The 24,891-nt window shown below is 42.6% G+C and carries 15 protein-coding genes; 8 read left to right on the top strand and 7 right to left on the bottom strand.

Annotation, left to right across the window (positions count from 1 at the left end):
* Position 1 precedes the first annotated feature (1 nt).
* Positions 2-610, bottom strand: coding sequence for a uridine kinase (udk, locus tag ACULLH_RS08525; RefSeq protein WP_454088827.1), 609 nt, complete (start codon positions 608-610; stop codon positions 2-4).
* Between the two features lie 193 nt (positions 611-803).
* Between udk and ACULLH_RS08520 the strand changes: the two genes are divergently transcribed.
* From ACULLH_RS08520 to ACULLH_RS08505, 4 genes are all read left to right on the top strand, one after another.
* Positions 804-1,289: a biotin/lipoyl-containing protein gene (locus ACULLH_RS08520; protein WP_454088320.1), complete on the top strand. Its 486-nt coding sequence runs from the start codon at positions 804-806 to the stop codon at positions 1,287-1,289.
* Between the two features lie 6 nt (positions 1,290-1,295).
* Positions 1,296-2,738, top strand: coding sequence for an acetyl-CoA carboxylase biotin carboxylase subunit (accC, locus tag ACULLH_RS08515; RefSeq protein WP_454088319.1), 1,443 nt, complete (start codon positions 1,296-1,298; stop codon positions 2,736-2,738).
* A gap of 5 nt (positions 2,739-2,743) precedes the next feature.
* Positions 2,744-4,285 (top strand): acyl-CoA carboxylase subunit beta, encoded by a 1,542-nt coding sequence (locus ACULLH_RS08510; protein WP_454088318.1) that lies wholly within the window; start codon positions 2,744-2,746, stop codon positions 4,283-4,285.
* A gap of 92 nt (positions 4,286-4,377) precedes the next feature.
* Positions 4,378-5,586 carry a multidrug effflux MFS transporter gene (locus tag ACULLH_RS08505; protein ID WP_454088317.1) on the top strand — a complete coding sequence of 403 codons (1,209 nt, stop codon included), beginning with the start codon at positions 4,378-4,380 and terminating at the stop codon, positions 5,584-5,586.
* Between the two features lies 1 nt (position 5,587).
* On the opposite strand, the gene ACULLH_RS08500 is transcribed toward ACULLH_RS08505, so the two are convergent.
* The 5 genes from ACULLH_RS08500 to nagB form a co-directional block, all read right to left on the bottom strand.
* Positions 5,588-6,664, bottom strand: coding sequence for an anhydro-N-acetylmuramic acid kinase (locus ACULLH_RS08500; protein ID WP_454088316.1), 1,077 nt, complete (start codon positions 6,662-6,664; stop codon positions 5,588-5,590).
* Entirely contained in the window at positions 6,651-8,258 is a 1,608-nt protein-coding gene (locus tag ACULLH_RS08495; RefSeq protein WP_454088315.1) for a glycoside hydrolase family 3 protein, read from the bottom strand. Before ACULLH_RS08495 ends, ACULLH_RS08500 begins: the two co-directional genes overlap by 14 nt.
* The gene (locus tag ACULLH_RS08490) at positions 8,251-9,534 is read right to left on the bottom strand and encodes an MFS transporter (RefSeq protein ID WP_454088314.1); all 1,284 of its coding nucleotides are present in this window, start codon (positions 9,532-9,534) and stop codon (positions 8,251-8,253) included. The genes ACULLH_RS08495 and ACULLH_RS08490 overlap by 8 nt, the downstream gene beginning before the upstream one ends.
* Entirely contained in the window at positions 9,531-11,039 is a 1,509-nt protein-coding gene (locus ACULLH_RS08485; protein WP_454088313.1) for a glycoside hydrolase family 10 protein, read from the bottom strand. The genes ACULLH_RS08490 and ACULLH_RS08485 overlap by 4 nt, the downstream gene beginning before the upstream one ends.
* Positions 11,040-11,143: 104 nt before the next feature.
* The gene (nagB, locus tag ACULLH_RS08480; RefSeq protein ID WP_454088312.1) at positions 11,144-13,078 is read right to left on the bottom strand and encodes a glucosamine-6-phosphate deaminase; all 1,935 of its coding nucleotides are present in this window, start codon (positions 13,076-13,078) and stop codon (positions 11,144-11,146) included.
* Between the two features lie 203 nt (positions 13,079-13,281).
* Between nagB and ACULLH_RS08475 the strand changes: the two genes are divergently transcribed.
* Together ACULLH_RS08475 and murQ are read left to right on the top strand one after the other, a co-directional pair.
* Positions 13,282-14,031 (top strand): DeoR/GlpR family DNA-binding transcription regulator, encoded by a 750-nt coding sequence (locus tag ACULLH_RS08475; RefSeq protein WP_454088311.1) that lies wholly within the window; start codon positions 13,282-13,284, stop codon positions 14,029-14,031.
* Positions 14,032-14,036: 5 nt separating this feature from the next.
* Entirely contained in the window at positions 14,037-14,846 is an 810-nt protein-coding gene (gene murQ, locus ACULLH_RS08470) for an N-acetylmuramic acid 6-phosphate etherase (protein ID WP_454088310.1), read from the top strand.
* Between the two features lies 1 nt (position 14,847).
* Here murQ and ACULLH_RS08465 read toward each other — a convergent pair whose 3' ends face one another.
* Positions 14,848-15,972, bottom strand: coding sequence for a PQQ-dependent sugar dehydrogenase (locus ACULLH_RS08465; RefSeq protein ID WP_454088309.1), 1,125 nt, complete (start codon positions 15,970-15,972; stop codon positions 14,848-14,850).
* Between the two features lie 143 nt (positions 15,973-16,115).
* Between ACULLH_RS08465 and ACULLH_RS08460 the strand changes: the two genes are divergently transcribed.
* Both ACULLH_RS08460 and ACULLH_RS08455 read left to right on the top strand, forming a co-directional pair.
* Positions 16,116-24,434 carry a T9SS type B sorting domain-containing protein gene (locus tag ACULLH_RS08460; RefSeq protein WP_454088308.1) on the top strand — a complete coding sequence of 2,773 codons (8,319 nt, stop codon included), beginning with the start codon at positions 16,116-16,118 and terminating at the stop codon, positions 24,432-24,434.
* A gap of 84 nt (positions 24,435-24,518) precedes the next feature.
* Positions 24,519-24,815, top strand: coding sequence for a hypothetical protein (locus ACULLH_RS08455; RefSeq protein WP_454088307.1), 297 nt, complete (start codon positions 24,519-24,521; stop codon positions 24,813-24,815).
* Positions 24,816-24,891 lie beyond the last annotated feature (76 nt).

Raw genomic sequence — 24,891 nt, 5'->3', positions numbered from 1 at the left:
CTTAATGTAACCTATCGTTTATAATTGTACGGACCATATCCACGGCCACGGTATTGTAATGGTTATTGGGGATAATAATATCCGCAAATTCCTTGGAAGGCTCTATAAATTGCTGGTGCATGGGTTTTACCGCGGTTTGGTATCTTGTCAATACCTTCTCCAAGTCATGTCCGCGCTCCCGGATATCCCTTTGCAGTCTTCTGATCAAACGTTCGTCCGAATCGGCATGTACATAGATTTTGATATCAAACATTTCCCGAAGCTTTGCATTGCTCAATACCAATATGCCCTCAACGATCATTACCTTTCTCGGTTCGGTAGGGATAGTATCCTTTAGACGGTTCTCCTCCACAAAGGAGTAAATTGGTTTGTCAATGGATTTTCCTTGCCTTAAAGCTTCAAGGTGGGAGATCAATAAATCGAAATCTATTGAATTCGGATGGTCAAAATTGATTTTTCCCCTTTCCTCTTTGGTCAAATGTGAAAGGTCGTTGTAATAAGAATCTTGAGAGATAACACCAACTTCGTTTTTAGGTAGTTGATCTACAATTTGATTGACCACGGTGGTTTTTCCGCAACCTGTACCTCCTGCAATTCCCAATATCAGCATGGTGATAATTTTAAGTTCAAAAGTAAGCATTTGATAAGATTTGCAAACTACCAATATTGATGCATAGTTACACCTACCTAGTTCAATAGGAAATGATTATTATCATAATCCATGAAAGATTATGAATTTAGATTTGCATGGTTTTAGGGCATTAACCTTATATTTATCAGGCTAACTCATGGGAACAATTTTTATGGAAAAGACTCATTCAGTCAAGGTCAATGGAGATCTTGATTTTCAATTGTCGGAGAAGGATATCGCTGAACTGGATATTCTTAAAACAGGAAAAAATACCTTCCATATTTTAAAAAATGGGGCATCGTTCAAGGTGGAGATTGCCACTGAGGATTTCAATAGTAGGGTTTACACGATAAAGGTCAATGGTAGCGATTATCAAACGTCAATTGACACCCCTTTGGACGAACTCATTAAAAAAATGGGTTTTGCGTCCAATGGTGCCAAAAACGTCAACTCTATTTCGGCTCCAATGCCCGGACTTATTTTAGAGATTTCGGTCGCAGAGGGCCAGGAGGTTGAAGAGGACCAGCCACTAGTAATTCTGGAGGCTATGAAAATGGAAAATATCATCACCTCGCCTCGAAATGGAGTGGTAAAAACGATTGCGGTAACACAAGGTGATGCTGTGGACAAGAAACAATTGCTCATCGAATTTCAATAAAAGGAAATGAAAAAAATATTGGTTGCGAATCGCGGAGAAATAGCCTTGCGGGTGATGCGAACCGCAAAAAAAATGGGGATAAGTACGGTAGCGGTGTTCTCCGAAGTGGATAGGAATGCGCCACATGTACAATTTGCTGATGAAGCCATTTGCATTGGGGAAGCTCCTTCAAGCCAATCGTATTTGTTGGGAGATAAGATCATTAAGGTTGCAAAAAAGTTAAATGTTGATGGGATTCATCCAGGATATGGTTTCTTAAGTGAAAATGCGGACTTTGCCGAAGCCATTGAAAAAAACGGTTTGATTTTCATCGGTCCAAAATCAAAGGCTATTCGGGTTATGGGAAGCAAGCTCATGGCGAAAGAAGCGGTTAAGGCGTACGACATTCCAATGGTACCTGGAATCGACGAGGCCATTACCGATGTAGCCAAAGCACAGGAGATTGCCAATGAGATTGGATATCCCATTTTAATAAAGGCCTCGGCCGGTGGTGGCGGAAAAGGCATGCGAATTGTTGAAAAGGGACAGGACTTTAAGTCACAAATGGAACGGGCGATAAGTGAAGCCACTTCTGCTTTTGGAGATGGTTCCGTTTTTTTGGAAAAGTATGTGACCTCCCCAAGACATATCGAGATCCAGGTAATGGCTGACACTCATGGCAACGTACTGCACTTTTTTGAACGTGAGTGCAGCATTCAAAGAAGACACCAGAAAGTGGTGGAAGAAGCGCCATCGTCGATCCTTACGCCAGAACTTAGGGAAAAAATGGGTACGGCCGCAACAAAGGTGGCCAAAGCTTGTGACTATGTCGGGGCAGGTACAGTAGAGTTTCTACTCGATGCGGATATGAACTTTTACTTTCTTGAGATGAACACCCGATTGCAGGTAGAGCACCCCGTAACGGAAATGATCACTGGAGTTGATCTGGTAGAATTGCAGATTAAGGTTGCTAGGGGAGAAGAGCTCGCCATTAAACAAGAAGATTTAAACATTGAAGGACATGCCATGGAGCTCCGCGTTTACGCAGAAGACCCTTTGAATGATTTTCTGCCAAGCGTAGGCAATTTGGAAACCTATAAACTTCCGGTCGGAGAAGGTATTCGGGTCGATAATGGTTTTGAGGAAGGAATGGATATCCCTATTTATTATGACCCAATGCTATCCAAATTGATTACCTATGGTAAAACCCGAGAAGAAGCCATAGAACTCATGCTGCAGGCTATAGACGAATACCAGGTCAAAGGGGTGCAGACCACATTACCTTTTGGAACCTATGTTTTAAAACATGAAGCTTTTAGGTCTGGCAATTTTGATACGCACTTTGTAAAAGACCATTATTTTCCAGGAATAATAATTGAGAAAACGACCGAAGAAGCTGAAATTGCTGCATTAGTGGCACTGCAACAATACCTAGATAATCAAAGAACATTGCGATTACCTGTAAACTGATTTCCATGAACGATAAAATAAAAACATTAAAGGACAAAGTAAGCGAGGCACATCTAGGTGGCGGTGAAAAACGAATCGCAAAGCAACATCAAAAGAAGAAGCTGACCGCCCGGGAACGGGTACTTTATTTATTGGACGAGGGTTCTTTTGAGGAAATGGGCATTTTGGTAACCCATCGAACGACCGATTTCGGAATGGACAAGGAAATCTACTATGGTGACGGTGTTGTTACAGGTTATGGAACCATCAACGGCCGATTGGTTTATGTGTACGCACAGGATTTTACGGTTTTTGGAGGGGCTTTGTCCGAAACCCACGCTGAAAAAATCTGTAAAGTAATGGATTTGGCCATGAAAGTAGGTGCGCCCATCATTGGATTAAATGATTCAGGTGGGGCACGAATTCAGGAAGGAGTAAAGTCCTTGGGAGGTTATGCCGATATTTTTTATCGAAATGTTCAAGCTTCTGGGGTCATCCCCCAAATATCTGCCATTATGGGGCCATGTGCTGGAGGTGCGGTTTATTCACCGGCCATGACGGATTTTATAGTGATGGTCGAAGAGACCAGTTATATGTTTGTGACCGGTCCGAATGTGGTTAAAACTGTGACCAACGAAGAAGTGACCTCAGAAGAATTGGGAGGGGCCAGTACCCATTCGACCAAATCAGGGGTGGCGCATAAAACTTCGAGCAATGACGCTGCTTGCTTGGACGATATCAAAACACTCTTGGATTATCTTCCGCAGAACAATTCGGAAATTCCGAAAACACATGAGTATACTTTAGGGGAAGAGCTTAGGGATGAACTTTCCAGCATTGTACCTGATAATCCCAATAAGCCCTATGACATGCACGACGTGATCAATGGGATTATTGATACGGATTCGTTTTATGAAATCCATAAGGATTATGCCGAAAATATCATCGTAGGTTTCGCTCGATTGGGAGGAAGAAGTGTTGGAATTATAGCCAATCAACCTTTGTTTTTGGCTGGGGTTTTAGATGTGAACAGTTCTACCAAAGCGGCACGTTTTACCCGTTTTTGCGACGCATTCAATATTCCGCTGTTGGTTTTGGTTGATGTCCCAGGATTTTTACCGGGAACGGACCAAGAATGGAACGGAATCATTATGCATGGGGCAAAACTATTATATGCACTTAGTGAGGCCACGGTACCAAGGGTCACCGTGATTACGCGAAAGGCATATGGAGGGGCCTATGATGTGATGAACTCCAAACATATTGGTGCTGATTTCAATTATGCATGGCCAAGCGCAGAGATTGCCGTAATGGGTGCCAAGGGTGCGAGTGAGATTATCTTCCGCCGAGAAATTGCCGCTGCTGACGACCCTGAAGCTAAATTGAAGGAAAAAGAGGCCGAATATGCTGATAAATTCGCCAACCCATACAGGGCGGCAAGACGTGGGTTTATCGATGAGGTTATCTTACCAAAAAACACTAGGCGCAAGTTATTGAAGGCTTTTGCCATGTTAGAGAAAAAGCAGGTACAGACTCCTAAAAAGAAGCATGGGAATATTCCTTTGTGATTTTCAAGAACCATAAGAACTTTTTATAGTTCCATACTTAAATACCTACCAAAATAGTTCACCGTCGAAAAGGGTATGCGTAATTTTGCGGCATGCAAAAAGACACCCAAAAACCTAATTTTGAGTTTATCGCATTAATGGCTTCTTTGATGTCCATTGTAGCCTTGGCCATTGATGCGCTGCTACCAGCAATTTCGGATATCGGGATAGCTATTAATAGCTTAAATCCGACCGATAATCAGCTATTGGTCACCATGATTTTCTTGGGTCTTGGAGTGGGGCAACTGTTCTTTGGTCCGTTGTCCGATTGTTATGGCAGAAAACCAATCGTTTATGCAGGATTTGTACTGTTTGTTTTGGCAAGTATCGTTTGCGTGTTCGCACCATCGTTGGAAATAATGGTTGTGGGAAGGATTTTGCAAGGGATTGGTCTTTCAGCTCCCAGAACGTTGGCCATATCAATAATTCGAGACACCTATAAAGGTGATTATATGGCCAAAGTGATGTCCTTCGTGGTAGCTTTCTTTATCCTCGTGCCTGTTGTAGCGCCGGCCATTGGCAAGGTCATTTTGGATAGTTTGGGATGGAAAGCCATATTTTACATACAATTGGTTTTTGGCCTCTTGGTTTGCATTTGGTTTTGGAAGAGACAACCTGAAACGCTCAAACCAGAGTTCAAAATCCCATTTACGAGACATGTGTTTGTGGACGGAACCAAGGAATTTTTAAAGTATAAGGAGACGATTGCCTATACCCTAATGTCTGGATTGGTAACCGGAGCGTTCTTGGTCTATTTGAGTGCTGCGCAGCATGTTTTTGAGGACATTTATCATCTGAAGGAAGCCTTCCCGTACATTTTTGCTGGCTTGGCCATTTCGATTGGACTTTCTACATTCTTGAACGGAACCTTGGTGCTTAGATTCGGGATGCGTAAACTTTCACTGATGGCACTGGCCGCTTTCTGCGTTATAGCTTTGCTGTACGCATTCCTATTTTGGAACGCTCCCAATCCCAATATTTTTGTTTTGGTAGGATTTCTTTCCGCCCAATTCTTTTGTCTTGGTTTTATGTGGGGAAATTTCAGGTCAATTGCCATGGAACCCATAGGTCATATTGCCGGAATCGGAGCTGCCATAAATGGTTTTGTGTCTACATTGTTGGCTATTCCGATTGCCACTTTTATAGGCGATTTTGTTGAGACCAGTGTTTGGCCGCTATTTGCGGGCTTGGCCATATGTGGACTTGTGTCGTTGCTTATTTATATGACGATACGAAAGCCAAGGCGGGTGGCTACTGCCTAAGCTACTTCGGGAAGAAAACCTCTCCGCAGCACGAATCTTCAGTGGCTCCTGTAACAGAGGAAAGCACATTGGTTTTGTTTTCCGTACGAAGGACACCCATCAAAGCAAACACAACTGCTTCTTTAAAGGCAATCAAGGTTTTATCTGTTACGACCACTTGGACCGATGGTCCCAGTTTGGCTTGCAGGGTTTCCACAAAAAATTGATTTAACGCACCCCCACCCGTAACGAACAGTTTGTTTTGTGGTTTAACGATATGTTTGTGAACCTCTCTAGCGATTTGCTCACAATTATGATGGATGAAGGTATGGAGTAAATCAATTTCGGATGAGTTTGATGCTTCAATAAGTGGAACAATTTTTTCAGTAAACCATTCGTATCCGGTAGATTTCGGATAGGGGAGTTTATAATACTCCAATTGATTCAGGTTTTGCAACAACTCTTCATCTAACTTTCCTGTTTTGGCCAGCTTCCCGTTTTCATCATAATCCAATCCCATTTTTTGGGTAATTTGGTTGAGTGGCATATTCGCCAGACCAATATCATAGGCAATACGTTTTCCATCTTTTTCAAAAGACATATTGCTGATTCCACCCAAGTTCAGACAGAACTCGTATTCATGAAATAGCAGCTGGTCCCCGATAGGCACCAAAGGTGCGCCTTGTCCATGTAACGAAACATCTTTGGTCCTGAAATCACAAATAACTTGTTTGCCACTTGTATCGGCCAACAATTGTCCGTCGCCCAGTTGAAAAGTAACTCCGTCTTCCGGTCTGTGATGGGAGGTATGCCCGTGGCTGGCGATAAAATCCAGTTCTAAATTCTCGGCCTCAATAAAGATCTTGGCTTGTTCCCCGAGCCAGACCCCATAATCTTGGTGCAATTGGTCATGCTCATCTTCGGATAGGTAAATGGCATTTTTGAGCGCATTTCTTAGTTCGAAATCGTATGAAACGTCCTTGGTTTTTTCAATGGAAAATTCCCAATGATCGTTCGATTGCCATAAATGGCAATAGGCCAAATCCAATCCATCCAAAGAGGTGCCGGACATTAATCCAAGAACTTTATACATTTTCATGCGTGCTTTTTAGTTTTACGGGGAGTTTTCCTTTGGCTTGAAGTTGACCAATAAAATGATGGTAGGCTTCCTTCTGGAATTCCGGAAAATCTTGATATACCACCACTGCGTTTAAGGTTGAACCGAATTTCAAAACATCCAAAACATAAGGATTTCCGAAAAGATAGATCAATACATTTTTTTCGGGGATTATTTCATTTAAAAAATGAAGCACCTCCGGTTGAAATCCAAAGTTGTTTTTTGGTTTTACAAAAGGAGGGAAGAGGGCCAAAACAATGGTGTCAAAGTTGGTAGCTAGATTTCTGACCCTATCAATCGAATTCAATTCAAGTTGATGGTGTTTGACGCCATATTTTTCTTCAAGCGACGGGGAAAAGCTATTTTTTTTCTGATTTTCGAAGGATAGATTTAGAAAATCTGAATTTTTGATTTGCGCTACGATGCTGGAATCACCATATAGTTCTGTGATACTATGTTGAGCTAATGATTTGTTCAATTCGGATGGAGCATAGGTGCGTTCGACCTTAGGTGCTCTTCCGAAGGCCTGCTCCTTTAAGTTCCAAATTCTTTTGAAACTAGCTTCCATACGTTCTTCGGTTGCGGTCTGAATGATATGCTCGATACCTTCCTTGGCATGTTCAGAAAAACACATCATGTCCATTCCTGCCCTAAATGCTTCGGATTCCAAGGTGCCTTTTACTGGATATTTTTTGGAGACCGCATGCATGTTGAGCGCATCCGAGATAATGACACCATCGAACCCTAATTCCCTTCGTAGCACATCTGTAATTATTTTGGACGAAGTTGTGGCCGGATTTTCCGAATCATCCAAGGCGGGAACCGCCAAATGGCCCACCATAACAGCATCAACACCAATTTTTATGAGCTTGGAAAAAGGGTAGAGTTCATTGTCGTTTAAACTTTCCTTCGACTTGTCAATAACGGGTAAACCCAGGTGGGAATCTGTTGCTGTATCTCCATGTCCGGGAAAGTGCTTAATGGCGTTCAATACACCGACGTTTTCCATCCCTTTTATATAAGCCTCACCCTTGGAAAGCACTTGGTTTTTGTCATCCCCAAATGATCGATAACCGATAACAGGGTTTTCCGGATTATTGTTGATGTCCACGGCAGGGGCCAAATTCCAATGTATTCCAGCTTTCTTGCAATCCAAAGCTATTTGCTTTCCAACCTCGACGATCAATTCCCTATTTTCTTGAATCGCCCCCAGCGTGATGGCATAGGGATATTGATTTGTGTTTTCGATACGCATGGCCAATCCCCATTCAGCATCGATGGCTACCAATAAAGGAAATTGTGCCGCTTTTTGATATCGGGAAATCAATTGTTTTAACCGATCGTAGCTATGCTCATTATGGACAACTTTCCTTTTACCTTCAAAATTTGTTGCCGCACTGGCCCTGCTATGAAAAAAGCAAATGGCACCAATGTCATGGTTACGGATCAATTCCTCAATCTGTTGAACTTCCTCTTCGGTATCGTTTATAAAGACAGCAGGCATAAATAATTGTCCAACTTTCTGCCTTAGTGAAAGTTTTTGGGTCGCTTCTGTATAAGATAGCAAGTTATGCATCGTCACTTGAGTTGGATTTTTTGCCGTAGTCATCAGGGTATTTGAGGAACTTGAGAATCAAAAAGGCCGGTATGGCAGCGATGACGACCCAAAGGAAAAAACCATCATACCCTAACCATTCCTGAATATAACCACTCAACATTCCAGGAATCATCATACCCAATGCCATGAACCCTGTTGCTATGGCGTAATGTGAGGTTTTGGAAATTCCCTCGGAAATATAAATCAGATAAATTAGGAAGGCAGCAAAACCAAACCCATAACCAAATTGTTCCAAAACAACGGTTCCCACAACCGCAAACAAGCTTGTGGATTGTGTGAAAGCCAATAGGGCATACAATATGTTGGGCAGATTAAGCGCCAACATCATGGGAAGCATCCATTTCTTTAATCCATCCCTAGAAATCAAAATTCCACCTAAAATGCCACCCAAAGAAAGCATGATTACCCCAACGGTACCATAAATGGTGCCCACAGCCTCTGTGGAATATTCCAATCCACCAACGTCCAAAGTATCCAACAGAAAAGGAGAAGCCATTTTCACCAATTGCGATTCGCCCAATCGATAGGTAAGGATGAACGCCAATGCAATCCAGATCTGTTTTTTCTTGAAGAAGGAGATAAAGACGTCCAAAAAGCCAGCGGGTTTTTCACGGGTTATGCTAGACGATTGTTCAAACTTTGGTGCGGCAAAAAAGTTTGAAATGGTCAAAATCAACATTAGAACCGCTGCACATATCATGGTCATGGACCATGCTTTGGTGTTATCTCCGTATTTGTTTTCCAAGAAACCAGCAAATATGACCAGAAGTCCTTGTCCGGTTACCATGGCTAATCGATAAAAAGTACTCCGCAATCCTATGAAGAATGACTGCTTCTTTTGCGTCAATCCGATCATGTAATAGCCATCTGAAGCAATATCGTTGGTTGCCGATGCAAATGCCGCCATCCAAAAGAAAGCCAGCGTAATGATGAAAAACGAATTGGAGGGAAGGAAAATACCAATCCCCAGAAATGACAGTGCCACGACAAGTTGCATGGCCAAAAACCATTTTCTTTTGGTTCCGTTCAATTCAACCAATGGACTCCACAAGGGTTTCAACACCCACGGTAAGTAGAGCCAACTGGTGTACAATCCAATTTCTGCATTACCAATACCCAGGCGTTTGTACATGATTACCGACACGACAACCACCAAAATATATGGAATTCCTTGGGTGAAATAGAGAATGGGTATCCACGCCCAAGCTCCTTTATCTTTAGGAATGGTGTTCATTTATTTCTTTTTTTGGATTGGGAAATGATTTGGGGTTGACTTTGATTACCATAGGCATCCATCAGGGAGATGCTGAGTGTATTTTTTAATTGTTTGTTGGTCAATTCCAATTGGAAACAGCTGTGTTTTTCTTCTACGGAAAGATAGTGCTTTCCAATGAGTTGTTTTTGGATAGGAACTGATTTACTTAAGGAATACAGATGAAGAAATCCTGGGACGCTGTCCTTATGCGAAACACAAACCTGGAGCTGCCCATCCTGGATGATTTTGGATTCGATCTCCAAGTTTGGAAGGTCCCTTTTTGTTTTCACCAAACCAATGGGATTTTGGGATGGATAGGTATAGAATTTCCGCTTTAACCGATTGGTAACTTTATCGTGCTGACCAATGAGCGATTTGGCACTAAAAAAGACATTACCTGTGATTTCCGGGGTAGACCTTGCCAACGAAAGTTGTTTCGGAATCTCGCTTTTTCTTTTCCAAGCTTTGTCAGCATTGTTTTTGATTTTGTATGTGCCATTACCGATGTAGAGGTTGGTGTTTTTGACATTTTTAGACCACCATTGGGTAATTATGCGGTGCGAAGCGGGAGGGTAGTCCATGCTCCAGTATGCTTGTGGAACCAAATAATCCAACCATCCTTTTTCCATCCACAACAGGGGATCAGCGTACAAATCTTCATAAGTGGTTTGTCCGGCTCGAGTATCGGAACCCTTTGGATCAGTACTTTTGTTTTTCCAGACTCCAAACGGACTTATGCCAAATTGCACCCAGGGTTTGGTCTTTTTGATGGTTTTATGGACTTTTTTCACTAAGGAATCTACATTGCTCCTTCTCCAATCTTCCAAAGATTGATTTTGCAAACCATAAGTTTGAAAAGCCAGGCTGTCATTGAAGACTTCATCCTTGATTTTATACGGATAGAAATAATCATCAAAGTGAATGGCATCTACATCATAGTTGGCCACAATATCTTCTATGACCTCGGTAAGTTTTTGTTGAACCTCGGGCAATCCTGGATTATAGTAGTATTTTTTGCCGTATTTGAGCATCCAATCCGGATGTTGGTAAAAATCATGCTCATCCGAAAGCGCAAGCGTATCCAGATCAAAGGTAGCGCGATAGGGATTCAGCCATGCATGAAACTCCATTCCCCGTTTATGGGTTTCCTGGATCATCCATTCCAAAGGGGAATTTTGATTTTTAGGAGCTTCCCCTTCAATACCGGTCAAATATTTGGACCATGGAGCTAGGTCGGTTTCATAAAAGGCATCTCCTGCGGTGCGTATTTGGACGATTGCTGCATTGAAGTTTAAATCTTTATAGAAATCCAAGATTTCAATAAAGTCCTTTTGCTGTTTTTCCGGATCGTCATTTCCATTTTTGGGCCAGTCGATGTTTACTACCGTGGCTATCCAAACGCCTCTAAACTCCGTTTGCGGTGTTTTGTAAACTGAACATGAAAAGAAAAACAGAAGTAAAACTAAAAATAGAATTCGCTGCATAGCGTTTAAATGAAAAAGACCCACTTTAAATAAAAGTAGGTCTTTTTGCCTGACTAACTTAAAATTAATTCAACTCAAGAACTAAAGTTGTCCTGTGAGACCCATTATTTGAATTTGTATCTCACAAATGCTTCAATAGCTGCATAATCCGCCATTCCCAGGGCTTTATAATGATTTGCAGTTTTTTTATTTCGTTCTTCGGCCCGCATCCAAAATTCTCGCGAATCGTTTCCTTGGAACATGACACCGTCTTTTTGGGATTGGTGGCAGAAAATGGCAAGGCGTTTTCTTAGCACTTGTCCGGGACTCATTGGAACCGCCATTTCAATTTCGTTGATGTCCCATTCGTGCCAAGCTCCCCTGTACAGCCACAACCAGCACTCATCCATGAAAGGTTCATCTTTGAGTTGTTCAACAGCTGCAAAAACCGCATCCAAACAAACCTTGTGGGTGCCGTGGGGGTCTGCCAAGTCACCTGCCGCATAAATTTGATGCGGTTTTACTTCTTTAATGATGTTTGCCATTATTGCAATGTCAGCTTCAGAGAGGTCGTTCTTTTTTATAGTTCCGGTTTCGTAGAACGGTAGATCCAAGAAGTGAACATTGGAATCCGGTACATTGAAATAACGTGTTGCCGCCAAAGATTCCCCTCTTCTGATATTGCCTTTCAGCTTTCTTACCTCTACAGGGTCAAAATCGGCCTCTTTTTTTGATTGGATGGTATCAATTATGGTCTGTGACTCTGCCGTTGGTTGGATGGCTTTTGCAACTTCGGCAAACTTAAGGGCTTCGGTATCCGAAACTGCGATATTACCGGATGTCTGATAGGCAACGTGCACTTCATGACCCTGTTCCACCAATCTATCAAAAGTACCTCCCATGGAGATTACATCATCATCTGGGTGGGGGCTAAAAATGATTACCCTTTTCTTTACCGGGAGGGCCCTTTCTGGTCTATTGGTATCATCGGCGTTGGGTTTACCTCCTGGCCATCCTGTAATGGTATGTTGTAGTCTGTTGAACATTTTGATGTTCAAATCGTAGGAATCTTGCTGGGTCAACAGACCAGACATTCCATTATCGTTATAATCCTTATCGGTTAGGCTCAAAATGGATTTTCCAGTTTTTCCGCATAGCCATACAATGGCCTTTGCAGTAAGCGGTTCGGTCCATTCCAAAGATTCGTCGACCAACCAAGGGGTTTTATTTCTTGTTAATTCGGTTGCTGCTCCTGTGTCCAATACAAAGGTACAGTTCTTATGCTCCTGAAGATAGGTAGCAGGAACATGGGAAGATATTTCTCCTTCAACCGTTTTTTCAATAATATCTGCCTTGTTTTGCCCCCATCCAAGCAATACGATTCTTTTTGCGCTCATTACTGTGGCGATTCCCATGGTAATAGCTTTTCTAGGGACATTATCAATCCCCAAAAAGGCAGGAGCTGCATCAACCCGTGTTATATGGTCAAGGGTTATGACCCTAGTGGCTGAGTTAGAGTGTGAACCAGGTTCGTTAAAACCAACATGGCCCGTTCTGCCAATACCTAAAAGTTGAAAATCCAGACCTCCAGCGTTCTTAATTTTCTTTTCGTAGGCAACACAGTGCTCGATGATTCCGTCCCCGGTTACCGTCCCGCTGGGAATGTTTATATTTTCTGGCGCGATATCAATGTGATTGAACAGGTGTTCATGCATGAAGTAGTGGTAACTCTGTCTATTCTCCTTCTCCATGGGTAGATATTCGTCCAAGTTAAAGGTGGTGACATTGGAAAAGCTCAATCCTTCCTCCTTGTGCATTCGCACCAATTCTTCATATACGCGTATGGGAGAAGACCCAGTGGCAAGACCCAAAACACATGGTTTGCCTTCGGCTTGTTTTTGACGAATCAAATCTCCTATCTCCTTGGCTACAATTGAGGAACCATCTTTTGAATTTTCAAAAACGATGTTGTGAATTTTCTCAAAACGCGTCTCCTCAAACTGTCCGACTGGTTTGTACGAAATGTCGATGTTTTCTTTGCTTAATGTTGCTGTCTCCATGAAACCTAAAATTTTCTTTTGATTGGTTTAAGAACTTTTATGATTAAAGCTTGAGTGGACAAAAGTAGCAAATAAAATTGAATTTTGCTGTTTTTTGCGTTTTTTAATGCTGTTTTTTGCATTTAATAACAATTTATTAACTTTAAAACGGAATAAAACAGCAAACTTTGAAATTGCATATCTTTGCAAAATAGATTGAAAATATGCTCAAAGAAGAACGTCAGCGTACCATTTTAAATGAGGTAGCACTGCATAATAAAGTACTCCTAACCGATATTGCGGACATGTTGGACGTGTCAATAGATACTGTTCGAAGAGATGTGAAAGAGCTGGATACGGACAACAAACTTCGAAAGGTTCATGGTGGTGCGGTTTCATTGGGATTTACGAATACTACAGTTAGGAACGCCAATATTTATGCGCTTGAAGAAAAAAAGCAAATAGCAAAAAAGGCCGTAAGTTTTCTAAAGGATGGTGGGGTGATATTTATTGACTGGGGCACCACCTGTGTTGAATTGGCACGACAGATTCCCGAGGAAATCAGGTTAACATGTTTTACCATGAGTCTTCCGGTGGCAATGGAACTTTTACTGAAACCTAATGTGAAAGTAATTTTCATAGGGGGCGAAATTTCACAGGATTCCCAAATTTCAATCGGCCCCAGTGCAATTCATCAGCTATCAGAAATACATGTGGATTACAGTTTTATTGGAACCGGCTATGTCGATGCCCAATTTGGTCTAACAGAATTTGACTGGGATATTGTTCAAGTAAAAAAAGCGGTTATAAAAGCCTCCAAGAAGACTATCCTGTTATCCATTTCAGAAAAATTGAATTCACGGCACAGATATAAGACCTGTGACATCAATGCTATAAATACTATGGTAACGGAACTGGAACCCTATAACGAGAATTTAAACCTATTTAGAAATCAAGAGATTCATCTTTTATAATGCAAATGGACTATAAAAAAATCACTGAGAGCCCTTCAAATTATGACGATTTGGAGCTTATGGATACCCAAACCATTTTGGAAAGTATCAACAAGGAAGATCAAAAGATAGCGGTAGCAGTTGCCCAAGTTATCCCTCAAATCACAAAACTGGTAGACCAAATGGCCGAGCGTTTTTTACGGGGAGGCAGGCTTTTTTACATTGGAGCGGGCACCAGTGGTAGATTGGGTATTTTGGATGCATCCGAGATTCCACCGACCTATGGCCTTCCACATGATCGGGTGGTAGGGCTAATGGCAGGAGGAGATATAGCTATTCGAAAATCGGTTGAGCATGCGGAGGATGATCCAAACCAAGCTTGGCAGGATTTAAGTGAACATGACATAGATTCCAGCGACGTTTTGGTGGGAATTGCCGCTTCAGGAACAACTCCATACGTTCTTGGGGGTATTGCCGATGCTAAAAAACATGGGATATTAACGGCTGGAATTACCAATAACCCTGGTTCACCTTTGGCCACGGGCTCTGACATTCCCATCGAAATTAATGTAGGACCAGAATTTCTAACGGGGAGTACCCGAATGAAAAGCGGCACAAGCCAGAAGTTGGTACTAAATATGATTACCACCTCCCTTATGATCAAAATTGGTCGGGTCAAAGGGAATAAGATGGTTGACATGCAATTGAGTAACAACAAATTGGTCGATAGGGGAACCCGATACTTGGTTGAAGCTTTGGATTTGGAATACGAGGAAGCTGCTAAGGCTTTAAAACAATACGGCTCGGTAAGGGAGGCGATAAAAGCTATGCGCTGATTTATTGATTCTTTGGGACCAATTTGTAAATCCCTTTTCCTTCAATTCCTACATAAATGAATCCATCAGGAGCTTGACGGACATTCCGAACGCGTCCCATACCATCCAAGAGTTTCTCACGATAGGTGACTTTGTCGTTCTCTATGACCAAACGTTCCAGATATTGAAAGGCGAGAGAGCCTACTAGTAGATTACCCTTCCATTTAGGGTATTTATCCGATGACACGAAGGTCATTCCGCATGGACCGATTGACGGTGTCCATTGATAAACAGGTTGTTCCATGCCCGATCTGGAAGTTTCATCCGTGATCTTGGTTCCGCTATAATTTATGCCATAAGTAATTACTGGCCAACCGTAGTTTTTGCCTTTTTGGACAATATTGATTTCATCACCACCTCTTGGACCATGCTCATGTTCCCAAAGCTTTCCTGTTTCCGGGTGTATCGCCAACCCTTGAGGATTTCGATGTCCATAGCTGTAAATGGCACTTTTTGCCCCTGATTTGGACACAAAAGGATTGTCTTCTGGGATGCGCCCGTCATCATGTAGTCGGTAAATTTTACCACCGTCCCGTTTTATACTTTGCGGGTTTACATCTCTATTGCCCCTATCTCCAACAGAAAAATAGAGATAGCCTTCATTGTCAAACTCAAAACGGGAGCCAAAGTGCTGTCCCTTTGTGGTATTCGGAACTGCTTTGTACAGCACCTTTTGTTCTACCAAGGTATTATTGGCAAGTTTGGCACGCATAAAAGTTGTGTTTCCACCTTTTCCGCCTCCGTCACTGGATGAATAGGACAAGTAAAGCCAACCATTATTCTCGTGGTTTGGGTGCAGTTCTATATCTAAAAGTCCCCCTTGTCCACGAACATAGATATCGGGAAGATTTTTGATTTCAGTCGTTTCTCCGTCGTTAAAAAGAAGTAATTTTCCTGATTTCTCTGTAATTAAAATCTCACCATTTGGTAAAAAAGCCATGCCCCATGGGTTCTGAATATTGGAAATTACCTTTTCGGCAGTGAAATCAAGGGTTTTCGGGAGATTAATGCTATTATCCTTCTTTTGGGCACAAGATGTACTTAGCATTACAACGAAAAAATAGGGAAATACGGCACTTTTTTTCATAGATTTACGTTGAAATAATAGATTTTATAGATGAACTACGGCTTTTTATAGTCGAAAGATAACTAGAATTATATAAGTTTAGATAATTACAATTAGAATATTAAGGTCCCAAATCTGATATTCTTCATAACAAGACTTAACCTATGCTCCCTCAAAAAACAAGGCATTTGCTATATGCCGTGTTATTGGTGCTTATATCAATTTGTTGCTCCACGGTACTAGCAAAAACGGAAACAGGGAAGATACTTGATTCACTTGTATCCTTTGTTTCAGATTCCAAGGAGGAAAATGCTACAGCGTTGTCCGTTGAAACTTCGACAACCAAGACGGATTTTTCACCAGCAGCATCCAGTATGATGTTTATGACCATCATCCAAGGGGCGGATGAAGAAGTGGTATGTCCGAACGACGGTAGTACCTTGGCAAAATTCTTTTTGTGCGGTACTAGTGATATTAGGACACTTTCTCTAAGTCAATCCGGAGGCAGCTATGAATGGCAACGACTCGATACCAATACTTGTGCACCAACGGTAATTGATGATTGTCCGACGATCAATGCGGCTTGTACATGGAATACTGTAGGAACAGGATCCACTTTCAGTTTAAGTGCTGCTGGTGAGTACAGAGTACGTATTGATTCTGGTCAGTACTACTATTTTAAATCCACCCTTAACCCTTTGGATCCCCAACTGATCATGGAAGATATCATCTGTGGTAATCCGGGCAGGGTAGAGGTGACCAACGTGCCTGCAGGTTATGAGTATAGCCTGAACAATTCTGCGGGACCATATCAAGATGACCCATTTTTCGATGTTACCACTCCTGGCAATTATATGGTTTGGGTACGATTGAAGAACGTATCGGCCAGTGCATGTTTGTTCCCTTCGAATACTGTTAATGTCCAAGAACTTGATATCACTGTAGATGTTACTGCGAATGACATATTATGTAGCAGTGAGCTTGGAAGTATAGATGTATCGGTTTCAGGAGTTCCTGGTTTTTATACCTACCGTTTGATTAAGAATGGCGTTACAGTGGACACATTTGGTCCTGATGGAGCGGATTCCTACACCTTTGCCAATGTTAGTCCGGGGACTTATAGCATTAGGGTAGATACCAATGACTGCTCGGAGACTGTTACCTTGGATACTTTAGGAGACCCTATTGAGATTGGTAATGGTATAAGTCCATTGGATGTTTCTGCAACTGCTTCCGCTAGTTTCGGATGTGGAGCTACATCAGTGGATGTAAATTTGACTACTTCTGGAGGAACAGCACCTTATCGCTTTAGTGTTGATGGGGGTCCTTTCAGCTCAACATATACTGGAAGCACAACATTTACGGTAACCACGGCGGGAACCTATGCAATTTTGGTAGAGGATGCCAACGGTTGTCAACGAAGTGCTTCTGTGGATGTTCCTGATATTCCACCACCGATTTTTACGATTACTGAAGAAGATGCCAATTGTGGTGGCTCAAATGATGGCCGAATTACCATTAATGTAACCAGTGGATTTGGTTATGAAATTGAATACAGCATCAATAATGGGGCTAGCTATCAGATTAGTAACGTGTTTTCCAATTTAGCGCCAGGGACCTATGATATCGTATTGCGCTATGAGCAGGATTCATTTACCTGTACAACCACTCCTGTTGTGGGAACCATTGGAACACCATCAAATATAACCGCTACGGCAACTCCAGATACCGTTCCCACCTGTGCTGATGAGACTGGTGGACAAATAACAATTTCAGGAGTTTCCGGGGGAACTGCACCATACGAATATAGTGTTGGTGCAGGATTTGGGACAAGTGCGGTATTCTCCAATCTTGGAGTGGGAACATATACTCCATTGGTCAGGGATGCGAATGGATGTGTACAACCCTTGCCGGATATTGTTTTTAATGCTTTGGATAAGCCAACGGATTTGGATTTTGCCATTTCCAGCTTAAACTGTATCACCACAACTGCTTCTGTTACACTTACGGTTACGGGGGGAACTGCTCCATACAATTATGAAATTGTTGCTCCCGCAGGAAGTGCCATCAACAATGGAACAAACGACACATTTTCTGGATTAGGACTGGGAACCTACACCTTTAGGGTGACCGATAACGAGGGATGTTCCTATGATGAAAACTATGCGATCACCGACATTAGTTCAATTGGGGTACAAGCCCAGCAAACTAAGGTGGTTACTTGTGTTGGAGATTCAGACGGGGAGGGACGTTTCCTTGTGGATGGATTCAACACGACCTATAGTTATAGTATTGACGGAGGACCTGTTTTTACCGCGCAAAATGCTAGTATTATTCCGTTGACAGGATTGACGGCCGGAAGCTATGTGATTTCGGTTACTGATGAAGAGACCAGTTGTACAGATACTGCAACCTTGGTTATTGAAGAACCTACAACCGCTTTTGCCATTTCCAGCTTGGATGTGACGGACATGAGTTGTCAGAACGGAAATATAGGTTCCGTACGTGTCAATACCGTTGGGGGATGGGGAGGTAATCGCTATACACTGACGCAGCCTGATAGTTCAACACGAGGACCTAAAAATGGAAATGTATTCTCCAATCTTTCCCAAGACGGAACTTATCAAGTGAGTGTTACTGATGCAAATGGATGTACCGTTACAGATACTTTTACACTTACCGCATTACAAGCCCCAACTTTAACATTGGATACCGGAGCTTCCGATCTATGTTACGACAATTTCAATGCGGCCACATTGGTGGTAAATGCTACTTTAGGTACAACTCCATATCAATATAGAATTAATGGAGGCGCTTTGGTGACTAGCAATACTTTTACCGGATTGACTCCTGGAACCTATACCATTGAAGTTGTAGACGCCAATGATTGTAGGGATACAGTTACCCAAACCATTGAACCGCAGGTCACCGCTTTGGCGACCACTATTCAGGAATTGGATTGTGCGGGACCACCTGCCCAAATCCAGGTAAATATTAGCAATGGTTATACTTCAGGTAGTGATTATGACATTTATGAGGTAAGTATCAATGGAGCTCCATATACTTCCGATAACAACAATATTACTGGGAATTCCTTTATCTATAGCATCCCGAACGATGGTTCCATCACTGCTGACACAACGTACCAATTCTTGGTTACGGATAGCGAAGGATGTACTACGGAAACGAACGTTGTGACGATTACCCCGCCGGAAACCATAGCAGGTTCCGTTGTGGGAACAGATACCCAATGTGGGGACAACACAAGCGGAATTGTGGAATTGATTCCTGATACCACTCAGGGAGTCCCTCCGTATGAATTTAGTAATGACAATGGGGCGACATTCAGTACCCAAAACATTTTCTCAGGTTATGGACCTGGAACCCATGGAGGATTCATAATCCGTGATAGTAGGGGATGTGTAAGTCCAGCTTATGATGTGACTATTGCCGCAAGCGATCCTTTGGATGCAACGGTGACCCCAACACCGGCTGTTTGTTCTGCTGGAAATGTTCGTGGATCTATTTCAACCACAATAAACAATGGAGTTGCTCCATTTGACTACGTACTGCTGGATGCTGCCGGAAACCTTGTTGCGTCATCCATTGGTACCACAAGTACCACGGTAAACTTCCCAAATCTTGATGTTGGAAACTATACCATTGTGACCACAGATGCACAAGGATGTGAGGACAGGGACGATGTGATTCTTGACCAAAATGTATTGGATTTGATTCCTTTGGATGCACCACCGGCACTTTGTACTGATCCTTTTATTTCATACAGGGTCCAGGCTACGGGCGGAACAGCTCCATATGAGTTCCGATTGGTAGGAGACCCAACCTTCGTGCCAGCCAATGTGAATGGAGTGGATATCCATGATTTTTCTGCAGTGGTGACCTTTGGTGTGACTTACTTTGTTGAGGTTAGGGATGCTCTCGGTTGTACCTACATTGAGGAAATAGACCCAATCGTACCACCGAGTCCAATTACCGTTACGGCGACCTCAAATACTGCTTCATGTAATGTAACAGGAAGTGGGGAGATTACCTACGAAGTTTCTGGTTTGCCCGCAAACCCTGCAAACTTCGAAGTGACATTGGAAAACACGGACACAGGAGCCACTATTTCTGGTCCTACTACATACACGAATGAACCCCTTCCATTCAACGGAACGTTCAACGGGTTGGCGCCAGGTAATTATCAAATTATTGTAACAGATACTGATACAGGGTGTAGTGCAAGTACTTTGGTTTTCATTGGATTTAGCTCTCCTAGTATTGTAGTGGATAGTAATATAGAAGCAACCTGTAACGCAGGAGCATTTGTTACGGTCAGAGGTTTTGGTGGAACGGCTCCTTTTGGATATGCCTATGTCCCTAACGGAGCTGCCGCGCCTACCACTTTTGGGACTGACACTACTTTTGAAATCCCAGGACCTTATCCAGCACAATACGACTTTTACGTTGAGGATGCGAACGGTTGTACCGCTATGACCACGGTGAATGTAACGCAAGAAGCTGGAATTCCGACTCCTGCTATTGATGTTACCAATCAGTGTACTGCAACAAGCGGTTACCAGATTGAAGTTACCGCACCTTTGACAACAGGATCTGGTTTACCCGAGGAAACCTTTATGTACGATATCGGAAGTGGTTTTCAGAGCAGTGTAAATTTTGTAGTGCCAAATGCGGGTACTTACGTAATCACTATAAGGGATGGTAACGGATGTACGGATACCATTACGGCTGAGGTTTTTGATTTCTTTGCCATTACTGCGGATGCAACTTCATATCCAACCTGTAACGCAGGAGACGGTGTTATCACCGTAAATACCACCGGGGGTAGTGGAAATTTTGAATACCAGTTGCGTGATGCGGGAACATTGACCAATATTGGTCCAGCGCAGAGCTCCAACACTTTCAATAGTGTTGCGCCTGGAGACTATAACATTTTGGTAACCGATCTAAGTTCCAATACAACACCGCTATGTTCTGACGAGACAGTAGTGAGTGTTTCTACTGTGAATACGCCGATTATTACCGCGACTCCTGTGTCGGATATTAGTTGTAGTGGAGCAGCGGATGCTTCTATTTTTGTTGAGCTTCAACCTGGCAGTGATACGGATACACCTCTAAGCTACATCTTGTATGATGGTGCTGGTTCTACCATACTTGCGGGACCTCAAGCCTCGCCTTTGTTTGATAATTTGGGACCAAATACCTATCAAGTTGAGGTTGTTTCCGACAGGGGATGTACGGACCGTTCAAGCGATGTCATTATAATCGAACCAGCGTTACTTCTAGTCAATGCAACGAACACTCAGTTCAGCTGTAATCCTTCGAGCAATCAATTTAGTACAGCCACTATTACGGTATATACGGATACCAATGGCGATGGAACAGGAACACCTACTGGTACTGCACCATATACCTACAGTATGAATGATGGTACCCCGCAATTTGACGGTACCAACTTCCAGACGAGCAACGTGTTTGAGGTAATTGACAATGGTACCAATCAAAGTATCATACTTACAGCAAGAGACCAAAATGGTTGTGAGGAAACAACTACTGTGAATATCAATACCCCGACAGATATCACATTTAGTTATAATGTGGGAGAGATTACTTGTGATGCTTCTGGAACAGGCGTAAATCCTGGCTTTATTGAAATTATTGTCAACGAAGGTGCTGGAAACTATGAGGTTGAGATTTTACCATTAGGGTCTGAACCGGCAAGAAGCTCATCGGGTACGGACAGGGTAACCTGGCCAATTTCAACCCCAGGGGACTATATTTTCGCTGTTACCGATATTGGAAGTGGAGGATGTTCCTATTTGACTCCCACGATCAATATGCCGGAATACAACAACATTGAAGCGATCATTGCTGAGGTTCGACCTGTAACTTGTTTTAACGGCACTGATGGGGAGATCAGTTTAGCCATCAATAACTACAGTGGAACGTATAACTATGAAGTTTTCTCAAGAGACAATTCAGGAGTGGAAACCTCGACGGGAGTGACTGGAAGTTTCGATACCAATGCGCCAATCAATACCCCAGAGATTATCACAGGGGTACCTGCAGGAAACTTAGTAGTTCGAATTGAGGCCTTGGACGATCCATTCTGTGATGTGACAAGTAACGTGGCAACCGTTAGATCTCCGGATAGGGCACTTTCCGTTTCAGCAGTGCAAACCACTGAAGTTACTTGTAACGTTCCAGGTTTTGGTGAAATTACGGCTGCCGGGGATGGTGGCTGGGGCACCTATGAGTACCAATTGATTGCTCCAGATGGCGTGACCGTTTTGGTAGACTACCCAAATACCAATCCGATATTCCAGAACCTTTCAACAGGAACATATACCGTTAATGTAAGGGATTTGAGAGGGTGTGAGGAAACAACTAGTATTAATTTGCCATTGCCTACCCCAATTAGTGCCGATATACAGGTAGTTCAACCGTTGCGTTGTAACAATGATAACGATGGTGTTATTGAAGCACATAATATGGCCGGAGGACAAGGCCCCGGTAACTATTTGTATCAATTGAATCGAGTTACCGACGGTACCAATAGTGGATTGCAGACTACGCCCACCTTTGCCAATTTGTCCGCGGGAGAATATACCATTACCATTTTTGATGGATGGAACTGCAGCTTTACAACCATTCCGATTACCGTACAAGATCCGGAAATTGTGGTTGCTGAGCTTAGGGAGTTGCAACCTCCAGGATGTGGTGATTTGGGTAGAATGGAACTTACCGTTACCAATCCTGAAATTGGGGTGGATTATTTCTACCGTAGGTCAGGAACCAGTGACCCGTTTACACCTTTTGGTGCAGGAATGACAAGTGTTGAAATAGCTGCGGACATTACAATTGATCCAGGACCCTTCCAATATGATGTGCAAAACTCAAACGGATGTCCATTTGAGCGTTCCAATCAAATTTCGTTGGATCCAGCGGCTCCTTTGGTAATCGCTTTGGATTTGACCAATGCGACCATCAATTGTGCTGGGGAAGCAACCGGAATTATACGATCGGAAGCTTTTGGTGGAATCGGAAGCTATATTTACACCTTGTTGAACTCCAATACTCCTCCTAATCCGACGGCAACAAACACTGTGAGGTCGGCACAGGATTCTGGAATCTTTAGAAACTTGGAACCAGGAACCTATTACGTATACGCACAAAGTGGTGGATGTGAGGCCATTTCCGATCCTATTATCATTGAGCCTAAACCACCTTTGGTATTGGATTATCTAGAAGCTGTACCCGTGGTTTGTGCTGGAGATGAGAATGGTCAAATTATTATTGAAGCAAGTGGAGGTACCGGTGCAATACGATATTCCATTTCAGATAACTTGAGTGAATTCTTTGAAGGAAACGACCCGATGAATCCGAATAGAAGAATATTCAATGATCTTGCTCCAAGAACATATGACATCATTATTCAAGATGATTTAGGTTGTACCATTACCAGAACTGTGGAGATTACCCAACCTATGGAATTGGTGGCTAGTGTTGTGACCACCACTCCTGAAACGTGTTTGGGTGATGCCGATGGAACGCTTACATTGAGTATTTCTGGAGGAACAGCTCCGTATTATACCAGTGTGAACTCTGCCGAAGACGCTGATTTTGAACAAAATGACAGCCTGTATTTTGATAATCTAATGGGTGGTGAAACCTACGTAATTTTTGTTAGGGATTCCAATGGTTGTCCAACAAATGTAACCGCCGAAATCGGAATCGGAATCGAATTGATGGCCGAACCTATTGTTGAGTATGGTTGTGAGGGAATCTTTCCAAATAGCACTGTAACGGTTGCCATTGAGGATGCTGCCGTGATACCAAACCTACTATTTTCGTTGGACGTTGATGATATCCAACAAGCAACAGATCAACGTGTCTATGGAGATTTACCTCCTGGAGAACATACCGTTTATATTTACCATCAAAATGGATGTGTCACTTTTGTGGAATTCAAAATTGATGCCTACGAACCACTTACATTGGAAGCGGCCAAAACAGGTCCAAATGAAGTTACGGCCGTTGCAACAGGTGGATTCGGAGGCTATGAGTATTTCTTCCAAGGAGAATCCTTTGGTGAGGTAAATGTGTTTACCGTGAATCATGATTCAAACATCAATATCATGGTTAGGGACCAAAATGGATGTGTTGCCAATCTGGTCATGCCGTTCAACTTTGAGGGAATGCCAGAAATACCTCCGTTCTTTACACCAGATGGAGATGGTCTGAACGATTATTGGTATCCAGAAAATAGAGAGTTCTTTCCAAACATCGATGTCATAATCTATGATCGGTATGGTAGGGTAGTGGCACGACTTGATCAAGTGAAAAAATGGGACGGAATGTATGAAGGAAGTCCATTGCCAACAGGAGATTATTGGTATGTGGTGAATGCCAACGATAGGGAAAAACAGCAGTACGTTGGGCATTTTACATTGTACCGATAGCACGAAGGTGTTTTTTGATTATCTTTAGAGCATGTGAGTTCAAAATCAAAACTTTTTTGATGGGATGCTGCTAAACTTAACCAAATGAACAAAAATGTAACTGCCCAACCCCCTTCTTTTCTTACAACCGAACCTGCCGACCTTGATTACTCCATTTTTCAATTGAACCTCTATCTAAATGGATATAACAATGTTAACAAGCCCTACAAGATTGATTATCATTTGTTACTCATGAGCCTCCATTTATGGGAGGGCAAGGATTTGGAGGAATTCTGCCAAAAACACACGATTGGCTATTTCCTTATGAATCCACTAAATGATTCTGCTGAAGCTCGTGAAGCCTTTTACTTGGAAATTAGAGAGTTTCTATTAGGGATTTAAAGCCCCTTGTTGTTCAGTTTTAGTGATAGCCAAGTGCTCTTTGAGTACCGCTTAGAGTTGTATATTTGTTATAAAC

The organism is Flagellimonas sp. 2504JD4-2 (assembly GCF_053642935.1).
The sequence above is the reverse complement of the archived record's forward strand: the minus strand, read 5'-3'. Positions and strand labels throughout refer to the sequence as shown.